12 protein-coding genes are annotated in these 12,879 nt (G+C 47.1%); 9 read left to right on the top strand and 3 right to left on the bottom strand.

Features of this window, described 5'->3' with window-relative positions; genetic code table 11:
- Positions 1-199 precede the first annotated feature (199 nt).
- Both WKK33_RS04975 and WKK33_RS04980 read left to right on the top strand, forming a co-directional pair.
- Positions 200-736, top strand: coding sequence for a 30S ribosomal protein S16 (locus WKK33_RS04975; RefSeq protein WP_337932767.1), 537 nt, complete (start codon positions 200-202; stop codon positions 734-736).
- A gap of 188 nt (positions 737-924) precedes the next feature.
- Positions 925-1,602: a DnaJ domain-containing protein gene (locus WKK33_RS04980; RefSeq protein WP_337932768.1), complete on the top strand. Its 678-nt coding sequence runs from the start codon at positions 925-927 to the stop codon at positions 1,600-1,602.
- Between the two features lie 158 nt (positions 1,603-1,760).
- On the opposite strand, the gene kdsB is transcribed toward WKK33_RS04980, so the two are convergent.
- On the bottom strand, positions 1,761-2,513 hold the full coding sequence (gene kdsB / locus WKK33_RS04985; RefSeq protein ID WP_337932769.1) for a 3-deoxy-manno-octulosonate cytidylyltransferase: 753 nt from the start codon (positions 2,511-2,513) through the stop codon (positions 1,761-1,763).
- Positions 2,514-2,686: 173 nt separating this feature from the next.
- On the opposite strand from kdsB, the gene WKK33_RS04990 reads away from it, so the two are divergent.
- Positions 2,687-4,789 carry a TonB-dependent receptor gene (locus WKK33_RS04990; RefSeq protein WP_337932770.1) on the top strand — a complete coding sequence of 701 codons (2,103 nt, stop codon included), beginning with the start codon at positions 2,687-2,689 and terminating at the stop codon, positions 4,787-4,789.
- 511 nt (positions 4,790-5,300) lie between these two features.
- On the opposite strand, the gene WKK33_RS04995 is transcribed toward WKK33_RS04990, so the two are convergent.
- A complete protein-coding gene (locus WKK33_RS04995) occupies positions 5,301-5,930 on the bottom strand; it encodes a YiiX/YebB-like N1pC/P60 family cysteine hydrolase (RefSeq protein WP_337932772.1) in 630 nt (209 codons plus the stop codon).
- A gap of 378 nt (positions 5,931-6,308) precedes the next feature.
- Here WKK33_RS04995 and rpmB point away from each other — a divergent pair, with 378 nt between their 5' ends.
- The 3 genes from rpmB to WKK33_RS05010 are packed head-to-tail and all read left to right on the top strand — an operon-like array spanning position 6,309 to position 6,959.
- Positions 6,309-6,572: a 50S ribosomal protein L28 gene (gene rpmB / locus WKK33_RS05000; protein ID WP_215759128.1), complete on the top strand. Its 264-nt coding sequence runs from the start codon at positions 6,309-6,311 to the stop codon at positions 6,570-6,572.
- A gap of 5 nt (positions 6,573-6,577) precedes the next feature.
- Positions 6,578-6,766: a 50S ribosomal protein L33 gene (gene rpmG / locus WKK33_RS05005; protein WP_215759129.1), complete on the top strand. Its 189-nt coding sequence runs from the start codon at positions 6,578-6,580 to the stop codon at positions 6,764-6,766.
- Between the two features lie 34 nt (positions 6,767-6,800).
- Positions 6,801-6,959: a DUF4295 domain-containing protein gene (locus WKK33_RS05010; RefSeq protein ID WP_215759130.1), complete on the top strand. Its 159-nt coding sequence runs from the start codon at positions 6,801-6,803 to the stop codon at positions 6,957-6,959.
- A gap of 280 nt (positions 6,960-7,239) precedes the next feature.
- On the opposite strand, the gene WKK33_RS05015 is transcribed toward WKK33_RS05010, so the two are convergent.
- On the bottom strand, positions 7,240-8,265 hold the full coding sequence (locus WKK33_RS05015) for a type I asparaginase (RefSeq protein ID WP_287768889.1): 1,026 nt from the start codon (positions 8,263-8,265) through the stop codon (positions 7,240-7,242).
- Between the two features lie 105 nt (positions 8,266-8,370).
- Between WKK33_RS05015 and uxaC the strand changes: the two genes are divergently transcribed.
- The 3 genes from uxaC (at position 8,371) to WKK33_RS05030 (ending at position 12,830) form a co-directional block, all read left to right on the top strand.
- Entirely contained in the window at positions 8,371-9,774 is a 1,404-nt protein-coding gene (gene uxaC, locus WKK33_RS05020) for a glucuronate isomerase (protein WP_337932774.1), read from the top strand.
- Between the two features lie 241 nt (positions 9,775-10,015).
- Positions 10,016-10,819: a polysaccharide biosynthesis/export family protein gene (locus WKK33_RS05025; protein WP_215759133.1), complete on the top strand. Its 804-nt coding sequence runs from the start codon at positions 10,016-10,018 to the stop codon at positions 10,817-10,819.
- A 127-nt stretch (positions 10,820-10,946) separates the two neighbouring features.
- Positions 10,947-12,830: an amidophosphoribosyltransferase gene (locus tag WKK33_RS05030; protein ID WP_337932776.1), complete on the top strand. Its 1,884-nt coding sequence runs from the start codon at positions 10,947-10,949 to the stop codon at positions 12,828-12,830.
- Positions 12,831-12,879 lie beyond the last annotated feature (49 nt).

Consider the following 12,879-nt stretch of genomic DNA (forward strand, 5'->3'; position numbering starts at 1 on the left):
CAGTATATTTCAATTATGGATTAAGGGTGCAGCGCTACCGCTGAATAGTTACATAGTAGCCGTTCTTTCTTAATAAAACTTAATTTACTTATTCTTCTCGAAGAGAAAGTCGTAGGTTCGTTGAAATGTTTGTACCTTTGCATCCGCTATTACGAGTTAGTAGCATAATTCAAACCTAATTTAAAAGTATTTAAACAAAATGGCAACAAAAATCAGATTGCAGCGTGGCGGTCACAAGGCTTATGCTTTCTATCGCATTGTTATCGCTGACGCAAGAGCACCACGTGATGGTAAATTTACTGAGAAGATTGGTACTTACAACCCTAACACCAATCCTGCTACTGTAGATTTGAATTTCGAGCGCGCCCTTTATTGGGTCGAGAATGGCGCACAGCCCACTGATACTGTCCGCAACATCCTGAAGGCCGAAGGTGTCTACATGATGAAGCACTTGAAGGGTGGTGTCAAGAAGGGTGCCTTCGACGAGGCCGCTTGCCAGCAGAAGTTCGAGGCTTGGAAGAGCGCTAAGGACCAGAAGTTCGAGGCTGTTCGCAACAGCGTAGCTAAGGCTAAGCAGGATGCTGCTTCTAAGGAGCTCGAGGCTGAGAAGAAGATCAATGAGACTATTGCTAAGAAGGTGGCTGAGAAGAAGGCTGCCGAGGCTGCAGCAAAGGCTGAGGCTGAGGCCGCTAAGGCTGCCGAGGCTGCCGCTGAGGAGGCTCCTGCAGAGGCATAATAGACATAGTCTAACGTAACAAAGAATGTCGAATCCTATTGGGTTCGGCATTTTTTTGTATATTGTGATTTGGATTATGGTCGGCTCTGGCTATTCTTTTTTGCTGTTTGCCATTGAAAATTCAAGTTTGTGGCACATGTTTTGCTATGACTTGTAGTGAATATAAGATAGAACTGGAGGTACTAATTATGGCATTTATTGATTACTATAAAATTTTGGGAGTAGATAAGAACATTCCACAAAAAGATGTTCGTGAGGCTTATCGCAAGCGCGCTAAGCAGTTCCATCCTGATCTTCATCCAGATGATCCTAAGGCTAAGGCTAAGTTCCAGGCTTTGACAGAGGCCTACGAGGTTATTGGCGATCCTGAGAAACGCAAGAAATACGACCAATATGGCGAGAATTGGAAATCGGCTGATGCCTTTAACCAACAAGGTGGTGGTGGCAGTTATCATTGGTCAAGCGCAGGCGGTGGATCTCCGTTTGAGGGCTTCGATTTTTCAGGGTTTGGCGGTGGAGGAGGTTTCTCTAGTTTCTTCCAGGATCTCTTTGGTGGAATGGGCGGCACGTCCCGTTCACGTTCAACAGCGCGCCTGAGTACAGGTGAGATGAACGCTACGGTTAATCTTGACCTTTATACTGCATTGTTGGGCGGTCAGATCATTATCCAATTGAGTAATGGAGGCAAGCTGAAACTGAAGATTAAGCCCGAAACGCAGAATGGCACTAAAGTCCGTGTGCGTGGCAAGGGCTATGACCGAGGTGACGGTACGTTTGGCGATTTGATAATTACTTATAACGTGAAGTTGCCAACTCATCTCTCGCAACGTCAGAAGGACCTTCTTAATGAGATGAGGAATGCGTAAGGCTCCATGCCTTTAGCTTTCTATAATGACATTGTAGGTTGAAGCCTTTTCGCTTTGCCGTATTAGTAGGATAAGGCCGATGGTACAAGTGAAGAAGTTGCGATAAAATATAAAGATAAAAGAAAAAGAGGACCCAACTATAGGGTTCTCTTTTTCGTTTATGAGTTTTGGTTAATTTCTTTGAGGAAGAGTTCAGCTCGCTTCAAGTCTGCGGGCGTGTCGATTCCAACTGTTTCCACATGGGTCACACCCACTCGTATGCGATAGCCGTTTTGCAGCCAGCGCAGCTGCTCCAGGCTTTCCGCCTTCTCCAATGACGATTGTGGAAGTTGGGTGATTTGCCGAAGCACTTCACGTCGGTAAGCATAGATGCCTAAATGCTTTAGGAACGGGAACTCGCTAAGCCATGTTTCATGCTCCTTGCCACGCACAAATGGAATTACAGACCTTGAGAAATATAGTGCGAATCCATTGACATCGGTTACAATTTTGGGCGAGTTGGGGTTGTCCACACTCTCCATGTCGGCAAATGGTTTTCCGATGGTGGCAATCTGCGTGGAGGCGTCGTCGAATTGTTGGCATACCGTTTTGATTTGTGACGCTTGTATAAACGGCTCGTCACCCTGTATGTTCACAATGACATCGGCATCGGTGCTGATCTTCTCAGCCGCTTCCTCTATGCGGTCGGTGCCGCTCTTGTGGTTAGGGCTGGTCATGATGGCTTTTCCGCCGAATGATTCCACGGCCTCCTTGATACGCTCGTCGTCGGTGGCTACCCATGCCTCAGGTATTTCCTGTGTCACCTGTTCGTAAACTCGCTGAATGACGGGTTTCCCGCCTAATAAAGCCAATGGCTTTCCCGGAAAACGCGTAGAAGCGTAGCGCGCTGGGATGATAGCAATGAATTTCATGGTTTTTTGTTTTAAACGTCTTGGTATTGCAAAGGTACAATATTTGTTGGCAAAGCCATCATGTTTTTAGGCTAAAGATATCCATATGTATTGCATTTCTCAAAGAAAAGCAAGGGGGTGTGGTTTAGAATTCGTACCTTTGCACTCGTTTTTTTATTTATTATTTCATATTTATGTACAACAAACCCATGGCATTGTGCGAGCCGATGAAGTTTAAACGCTTCTCTAACAAAGGCTATGCACTCTTCGCCTGCTTGGGTAAGGTGGTTCTTGTGGGCACCTTGAGCGTTGCCACAGTCTCTCATGCCAAGGCTGAGGGAGTGAGCACCAAGGAACTTCGCCCAGACACCCTTTCCACCCAGCGCGAGGTGATGCTAAACGAAGTGAGCGTAACAGGCTCACGCGCACCGTTGACGAGAAGTCAGGCGGCGAGAATGGTTACTGTACTGGACAACAAAGAAATTCAATGTGCGCCAGTGCAAAGTGTTAACGATTTGCTGAAATACATCGCCAGTGTGGATGTTAGACAGCGTGGCCCCATTGGCGCGCAGACCGACATCAGCATCCGAGGCGGCAATTATGAGCAAATCACAGTTCTGCTCAATGGTGTTAATATTTGTGACCCGCAGACAGGGCACAACGCCTTCGATTTCCCGGTTGATGTGGCCGACATAGAGCGAATAGAAGTGCTCGAAGGACCTGCTGGAAGAGTGTTTGGCACCTCATCGTTGCTCGGTGCCATCAACATTGTTACGAAGACGGAGAAGACGAACAATGTTTCCGCCCATATCGATGGCGGAAATTATGGCTACCTCAATGGTGGAGCATCGCTCAACATTACGTCTGGAAAATGGACAAACCGCGTGTCGGGCAGTTACACGCGTTCCGATGGTTATAGCCGCAACAAAGCTGGAAAGCTCAATGCTGATTTTTATGGTGGCAAGGCTTTCTATCAGGGTGGCTATGAGGATAGTGATATAAAAGTGGGTTGGCATGCCGGGCTTAGCAGTCGCGACTTTGGCTCCAATACTTTCTATGGGACCGGTTCTGACGACCAGTTTGAGCACACCTTCAAAACCTACACAGCCGTACAGGCGGAGACGAAGCGTGGCACGTTCCACTTCAAACCGTCTATGTATTGGAACAGAAACATGGACCGTTTTGAGTATTTCCGTGGACTTGACGGTGTTAAGCCCGAAGGACTTTCGTATGGTGTGGCCTACAATTACCACCGTACCGATGTTTATGGCGTGAATCTCAATTCCTATTTCGATTGGAAGCTCGGACGCACTGCCTTCTCGGCGGAGTTGCGTAACGAAGACCTTGTGAGCACCACACTTGGCGAGCCACTCGACAACCCCAAGCATGTTCATAAGACCGACCGCGACTACACCAATGGTCTCAACCGTACCAACATCAGTTTCGCCTTGGAACACAATATCCTGCTCGAGCGGTTTACGTTGTCGGCGGGTCTTGTGGCGGTGAAAAACTCATGGAGCAACATGAATATGCGTGTCTACCCGGGTGTCGACATCAGCTATCGCATAGGCGAACACGTAAAGTTGTACGCGTCTTACAACACGTCGCTTCGTATGCCTTCGGCAACTGAACTTTATTATTCCGTAGGCGGACATAAGGCCGACAAGCATCTCAAGCCCGAGGAATTGCAGGCTTTCGAGGGCGGAGTGAAATATCTAAGTTCAGCCATTTCGGCCAGCGCAAGCGTTTTCCACAACCGTTGTAAGAACATGATCGACTGGATATGGGATAGCAGTGAGGGGGAGGATGCCGTGTGGAAATCGGTAAACTTCACCAAGATAAACACAATTGGCGTAGAGGCGCAACTCAGGCTAAACGTCCTGCGTCTTATCCCGTCTCAGCGTGTCGTTAAGCAGTTTGCCCTGCAATACACCTACCTTTATCAGGACAAGGATGAGCCTGCCACCATACAAAGCCGTTCCACGTTGGAGTATCTGCGGCATAAGGTTATCGCCAATCTCGACCTGAACCTTTGGCATAATCTCGACCTGACGGTGAAATACCGTTTCCAAAAGCGCGAGGGTAAGTTCACCACTACCGATGCTTCCGGCAACGCCGCAGTGAAGGAGTATCAACCCTACGCTGTAACTGACCTGCGTTTGGCTTGGAACGATCGTTCATATAAGGCTTATGTTGAGGCAAACAACGTGTTCGCCAAGAAATATTACGACTTCGGCAACATTCCCCAACCTGGGGCGTGGGTAATGGCCGGCGTGGCAGTGAACATCAACTTGTAAATATGTGGGTGTCTGGTAAATAAGGCGATGTTTTGTCTATTTACGAGGCACCCTTTGCTTTTCTTAAATGTGAAAGCTTAGCCATTTCCGTTTTTGATGGATACCGGGGGAGTGACTATGGTCAGGATTTTTTGCCATAAAGTTTGTTGGACATTTCCGGCAAAATAGAAAGCGAAAAAGTTGTTTTTGCAGTATTGCGTTGTCTGTGAGTGGCGCCCCATTCACCGTTTGGTATGTTTCGACTTGCGATCGGGCATGTTTCGCGTCTCGTCTGGGCATGTTTCGCGTTGCGAAAGATGGTCTTTCGCATCTCGATTAGGCATGTTTCATGGTATGGAATGTGAATGTTTGAGCGCAGAAAGTGTTGTTTAAGTTGTAAGATGCTGATTGATAGTGCTTTATGTGGATGCGCTGAGAGTCGCGTATTTGCGCCCAATATTTTTCTCGCTCAAAAGAAACGTGTAGTTTTCACTATAGTTTGTTGGCATTTTTTTTGCGTGGAAGGGTGAGTCTACAGATTTTTCCGCAACTCACCCAAGATGAAAATCTTGTCGCTTCTTGATAAATCCCCAGGATTGCTGCCTGGCTCGCCTTCGGGCACCCTCAGCCCTTGGCGTCCATAATAATCCTTCCAATAAGGGGTGATTGCGCCAGTCTTATCGTGAAACGACATAGGAATAGGCTTGAATACCAAGTTGCCTTCCTTTGTCTTATAACACTTTTGCACCAGTTCGCTGCAATACATGGCGCTGTCGGATGGCATGAAATTGAAATCGTAAGGCGTTCCAATGAATCGCAAGGCCCGTTCCACCGAACAAGCCACCCCCATGGTGTCTTTGAGCTGCGCTACCATGACGTTTTGCCGCCTTGTCATAAAACTGTCGATAGGGGAGAGGCATACCCCCTTGTGGATGGCTTCAAGGGCAAAGCCCTGGCCGTCTTTTCGGTGGAAAATGGCTACATGGTCAATACGCTTGCCTTCAAGTCCGGTGGTTACATCGGTGATGTTGTTGTCGCTCTCAGCCACACAAAAAAGCAGGTCGCCTTCAGATAGTGTGCTGGGAGCGATACGTTTGTTATTCTGTGCGCACACGCTAAGAGCATAGCACACGGCTGCCAGGGTCATACAAATCTTTTTCATGGTGTTGTTTCTGTGGGTGGTTTCGATAACCAAGTTCATATAAGAAACGTTGCAATGGCGCGTATGTTGTGTGGTGGTGGATGAAAAATTTGAGGGGGGAAGGCTGCGCCAGCAAATTTAATGAAGTGTGAGGGTACATGAGCTGGGGTTAAGGCTTTGGTTTCCCTCGATAAGTTAAAACCTTGGCTAACCCACGTAAAATAAGCCAGTTGTCCTTGTTTTGAGGCTAAAACCCCCAGTTCGGGTGTCGAAAAAATAAAAAAATGCTTAAAAAGCAATATTCGTTGGAGTATTTCTTTGTCATCTAAATCTTTTTATATAATTTTGCACTCTGTTTGGAATAAGTATCAAAATCGAAATCAAAAACAAAGAATAGCAATGTCTAAGATTTGTCAGATCACAGGTAAGAAGGCACAGATTGGTTGCAATGTGTCTCACTCAAAGCATCGCACAAAGCGCAGCTTTGACGTTAACCTTTTCAGCAAGAAATTCTACTATGTAGAAGAGGGTTGCTGGATTTCACTCAAGATCAGTGCCGCTGGTCTTCGTCTCATTAATAAAGTAGGTCTTGATGCTGCCCTGAAACAGGCTGTTGCCAAGGGTTATTGCGATTGGAAGGACATTAAAGTTATAGGAGATTAATCATCATGGCAAAGAAAGCTAAGGGTAATAGAGTGCAGGTTATTCTGGAGTGCACAGAGATGAAGAACTCTGGTCTGCCCGGAACAAGCCGTTACATCACCACCAAGAATCGCAAGAATACTCCCGAGCGTCTGGAACTCAAGAAGTACAATCCCATCTTGAAGAAGATGACTGTTCACAAGGAGATTAAGTAATCCATTGTTTAGTTAAAATTAAAAATAACACACCATGGCAAAGAAAGCGGTTGCTACCCTCCAAGAAGGTAAGACGGATGGTCGCGCATATTCAAAGGTCATCAAGATGGTGAAGAGCCCCAAGACTGGTGCTTACGTCTTCGATGAGCGTATGGTCCCTAACGAGGCTGTTAAGGATTTCTTCAAGAAATAATTTATCTTGACCTCATGCATATAAGTCGCAAGGCAAAAACCTTGCGACTTTTTTGCGTTTATGATATTGCTTAGCCACAAGTTTCTATAGGGTGAAAGAATGGTGAGGTTCCCAATCGGTCGTTAGGTCGCAATTCGGAAACGTTAGAGCCTGGCCTCATGTCCGATTGGGGGTTATGTGTTGAGTTGATGGCAAGTGCATATTGCAGCAGTCTCTCTTTACATTGAGGCTGTTGTAACAATGGTTTTGCGTGTGCGATTACGCTGTTTTTGGGGCGTTTTTAGATGGTTATTTCTCCTGCAATCGATTCGTTCATCATCTTTCGGATGAGATTGGTGTCGGTGTAGCAGGCTTGCAGGTACATCAGTTTTGTAATGGCCGCCTCTACGGTGGAATCGTAGCCCGATACCACGCCGATGTCTTGCAACTGATAGCCAGCCCCGTATCGTTTCATCTCAACCGTTCCTGCTACGCATTGGCTGATGTTCACAATGACGGCTCCGCGCTCAGCCGCTTTCTTCAAGAGGTTGAGGAACCAAGGTTGTTGTGGTGCGTTGCCGCTTCCGAACGTCCGCATGACAATGCCGCGAAGGTTCTCCAGGGTAAGCACGCCTCTAATGATGTTCTCCTGTATGCCGGGGAACAAACTCAGCACAACCACGTTGTTGTCCATGGCCATGTGGGGAGAGAGGGGCTTGCTGAAGTCGGGTGTAAGGATGTTGTGGGTGTGGAACGTGAAGTTGACGCCCGCATCGCACAAGTGTGGATAGTTGAACGACTCGAAAGCATAGAATCCGTCGGCGTTAATCTTCGTGGTGCGGTTTCCGCGAAGCAGTCGGCCACTGAAATAAACACTGACCTCCGGAATGATGGCGTGGCCTTCCTCGTTTTTCATGGCGGCCAGTTCTATGCTGGTAACAAGGTTCTCCTTGCCATCGGTGCGTAGCTGTCCGATGGGAAGTTGCGATCCCGTGAGGATAACGGGCTTGGTGAGGTTGCCCAACATGAACGATAAGGCCGATGCCGTGTAGGCCATGGTGTCGGTTCCATGCAAGATGACAAAACCATCGTAATTGTTGTAGTTGCGCGAGATGATGCGTACCAAGTTGGCCCATCGCTCAGGTGAAATGTCGCTCGAGTCGATGGGTGGCGTAAACTGGTAAACGTCAATTTGGGTCTTGATCTGGCGGAATTCAGGCATCGATTCAACCAAGTGGTTGAAATCAAGTGGTTCCAAAGCCCCTGTCAGAGGGTTGTGCCCCATGCCTATGGTGCCTCCTGTGTAAATCAATAGTACTTTATTCATCGGCTTAATATATTTATTGCAAAATTAGTCTAAAAGACCTTATATTCCAAAGATTTATGCTATTTTTGCATTAACAAATCAAAAACAATCAAACTTATTTCGAGAATGAAAGCATTTATGGACGAAAACTTCCTGCTGGAGACCGCGACCTCGCAGGATTTGTTTCACAATCACGCGGCCAAGATGCCCATCATCGACTACCATTGTCATTTGGTGCCGCAGATGGTAGCCGAAGACCATCAGTTTCGAAGCATCACTGAATTGTGGTTGGGAGGCGATCATTACAAATGGCGTGCCATGCGCACTAACGGTGTTGCTGAGAAATATTGCACGGGTAACGACACCTCCGATTGGGAGAAGTTTGAGAAGTGGGCTGAGACAGTGCCTTACACCTTCCGTAATCCCTTGTATCATTGGACCCATTTGGAACTGAAGACAGCCTTCGGCATTGATAAACTCTTGAGTCCCAGCACGGCCCGTGAAATTTTTGATGAGTGCAATGAGAAATTGAAACAGCCGGAGTATAGTGCCAGAGGCTTGATGCGACGTTATCATGTGGAATGTGTGTGTACAACTGACGATCCCGTAGATGATTTGCATTGGCACAAGGTTACGCGCGATAGCGGCTTTGAAATCAAGATGATTCCTGCATGGAGACCCGATAAGGCCATGAACATCGAAAAGCCCGACTTTTCTGATTATGTGGCTAAGTTGGGCGAGGTGAGCGATATGGAAATCAATTCGTTTGCCCTGATGGTTGACGCATTGAAAAAGCGTCATGAGTTCTTTGAGGCCAATGGATGCAAGTTGTCAGACCATGGTATTGAGGAGTTCTACGATGAGCCTTACACTGATTCGCAAATAGAGATAATCTTTGAGAAGTCGATGCGTGGCCAACAACTCTCAGCTCAGGAAGTGCGCCAATATAAGCACGCCTTCCTTAAGGTTTGCGGTGAGATGGATAGTGATGCCGATTGGACGCAGCAATACCATTATGGTGCTATTCGCGACAATAACACACAGATGTTCAATCAGTTGGGGCCTGATGCGGGTTTCGACTCTATAGGCGAGTTTAACACTGCTCGCGCTATGAGCCATTTCCTCAACGAACTCAATGAGGAGGGTAAGCTCACGCGTACCATATTATATACGCTTAATCCATGCGCCAATGAAATGATAGCCACCATGTTGGGTAATTTCCAGGATGGCGTGACGCCAGGAAAGATTCAGTTTGGGTCTGGTTGGTGGTTTAACGACCAACTCGACGGTATGACGCGCCAGATGAACGCCTTGTCGGTACTCGGGTTGCTGTCGCGTTTTGTGGGAATGCTCACGGATAGCCGCTCGTTCCTAAGCTATCCGCGCCACGAGTATTTCCGTCGCTTGCTCTGCAATCTGTTGGGCAATGATGTTGAGAGGGGATTGCTCCCCAACGACCACGAAGCTTTGGTCCGTATGGTTGAGGACATCTCGTATAATAATGCACTCCGTTATTTCAAGTTCTATTAAGGCAATTCGCTTATCAAACCGCGCATGGAGAAGCAACTCTATGTGCGGTTTTCTAATTTTGTGTACAGCTTCTGGAATATAGCTCTCTGTCTGTTCTGGTCATATCGATAGCCTGAGCGTTTCTTGATTCTTTTACCCCATATGAAAATCAATCTATTTTTTCAGCCATTTGCTTGTGATTTTCGAAAATATATAGTACTTTTGCAAAAAGATTAAATGAGCTAATTGTCACTTTGTTAATATGAAGAAAATACTTCTCTCATTCATCTTGATGGCGGTGATCATCATGATGGGCGGTTGCGCAGGGTCTAAGAAAGTCGCTTATTTTCAAAATATCGACACCCTCAGTTTGGCAGCCTCGCGCGGTCTTTATGATGCACATATCATGCCTAAGGACATGCTGACCATCACAGTCATTACCACCAATCCAGCCGCTTCAGCTCCATTCAACCTGACGGTGAGCAACACGGTTGGTACCAGCGGACAGTTGTCTACGGCTGGTGTGGGGTCGTTGCAGGGCTATTTGGTCGACAACGATGGCAACATCAACTTTCCGGTCATTGGAACGCTGCACGTGGGTGGCCTTACCAAGACGGCTTGCGAGGAATTGGTGAAGAGCAAAGTCAAGCCTTATCTTGCAGAGAAGGAGAATCCTATTGTCACAGTTCGAATGGCTAGCTATCGTGTAACGGTGACTGGTGAGGTGGCATCGCCGGGTGTGAAGCCTGTTACTACTGAGAAGATGAGCATCATTGAGGCTATTGCTCAGGCTGGCGACCTTACCATTTATGGCCGGCGCGATAATGTGCTTCTCATTCGTGAGGATGCCAATGGAGAGAAGCAGGCTCACCGTTTGAACTTGAATGATGCAAACATCATCAATTCTCCTTATTATTATCTCCAGCAGAACGACATCGTTTATGTTCAGCCTAACTCGGTAAAAGCCAAGAACTCTGCTATTGGTAGCAGCACAACGATTTGGTTCTCGTTCGTTAGCATTGCAACTTCGCTTGCGTCGTTGTTAATCAATGTGTTGAGAAATTAGTAGTGAGAAACATATTTTGAGTATGATACAAAAGATTGAAATATGAAGAAAGCCTTCTTTGGGGAGTTTCTTGTATTTCAATCTTTTTTTATAACTATAAAGGATAGTCTTGTTATTGTAAGGTATTATGGATAATAACATTCACGAGGATTGTGGCGTGGCCATGATCAGATTGCTTAAGCCGCTGAGCTACTATCAGCAGAAATATGGTACATGGATGTATGGTTTGAACAAACTGTACCTCATGATGGAGAAACAACACAACCGTGGACAGGAGGGTGCCGGATTAGCATCGGTGAAGCTACATACGCAGCCTGGTCATGAGTATATGTTTCGTGAGCGGGCGGAAGGTTCCAGCGCGATCACCGAAATCATGGGATCGGCACGTAAGCAGATAGAAGAGGCTCGTCGGTTTTGCGGCGACAGCACCGATTTCGATTATCAGGAAATGCCTTTTGCCGGCGAACTCTATATGGGCCACCTTCGTTATTCCACCACAGGAAAGAGTGGATTGAAATACGTTCATCCTTTCTTACGCCGTAATAACTGGAAGGCCAAGAACCTTTGCCTTTGCGGAAACTATAACATGACCAATGTGGAGGATATCTTCCAAAAGTTGATAAAGCAAGGGCAGTGTCCACGCATATATAGCGACAGTTACATCATGATGGAGGCCATGGGCCACAGGCTCGACCGAGAGGTGGAGCGCAACTTTGTTGAGGCGCAGCAAAAAGGGCTGGAGAACGATGCCATCACAGAGTATATAGATCAGCATGTGCTGATGGAAAATGTGCTGAAAACCACAATGGCCGATTTTGATGGAGGTTATGTGGTGTGCGGACTGACAGGTAGCGGTGAGATGTTCTCTATGCGCGATCCTTGGGGAATCCGCCCTGCGTTCTATTATAAGAATGACGAAATTGTCATCTTGGCTTCTGAGCGCCCCGTGCTTCAAACCACTTTCGACCTCGAATATGAGGATATACAGGAACTTCAACCAGGCTGCGCTTTGTTGGTTCGCAGCAATGGAGAGGCTGTTGTGAAACGCATCCTGGAACAGAGGGGTGATTATGCATGCTCGTTTGAGCGCATTTACTTCTCAAGAGGTTCCGATCAGGACATTTACAACGAGCGCAAGAAGTTGGGCGAACAGTTGACACCTCAAGTGCTGAAGACCATCGATAATGACATTGCGCATACAGTGTTCTCGTTCATTCCAAACACAGCGGAAGTGGCGTTCTATGGTTTGTTGCGTGGTTTCAAGCACTATGTAAACGAGCAGAAAATCAAAAGGATTGAGGCTTTGGGACGCATCCCGACACATGAGGAATTGGAGGATATCCTTCATGATTATGTGCGCTCGGAAAAGGTGGCCTGGAAGGATATTAAGTTGCGTACGTTCATTACTGAGGGAAATGCGCGTAACGACCTGGCAGCGCATGTGTATGACGTGGCGTATGGCAGTATCCAACCGGGTGTCGACAACCTGGTAATTATTGATGATAGCATCGTTCGAGGCACGACCTTGAAGGAAAGCATCCTTCATATTCTCGATCGTCTTCATCCCAAGAAGATTGTCATGGTGAGTTCGGCTCCACAAATACGCTATCCTGATTACTATGGCATCGACATGCCGCGCTTGGAGGAGTTTTGCGTGTTCCAAGCCACGGTGGCCCTGCTGAAGGATAAAGGTATGGAACATGTCATTACGGATACATACGAGGCGTGCAAGGCTGAGTTGGAGAAGCCTGTCGGTGAGATGCGCAACTGTGTGCGCGACGTGTATGAACCATTCACAGTCGAGGAAATCAACTGTAAGATTGTTGAGATGTTGCGTCCAGAGGGCATGACCACACCTATCGAAATTGTGTTCCAAAGCATCGATGGACTGCATTCGGCCATACCAAACCATAAGGGCGATTGGTACTTCACGGGACACTTCCCCACGCCGGGAGGAACGCGTCTGTGCAACCAGGCGTTTGTCAATTACGTGGAAAGAGTATGGAAGTAACGCCTTTTTCCAGTTTCTTGACGTGGATTTAGGAATATAATGCGTAATT

The organism is Hallella sp., assembly GCF_037460745.1.
GTDB classification, from domain to species: domain Bacteria; phylum Bacteroidota; class Bacteroidia; order Bacteroidales; family Bacteroidaceae; genus Prevotella; species Prevotella faecis.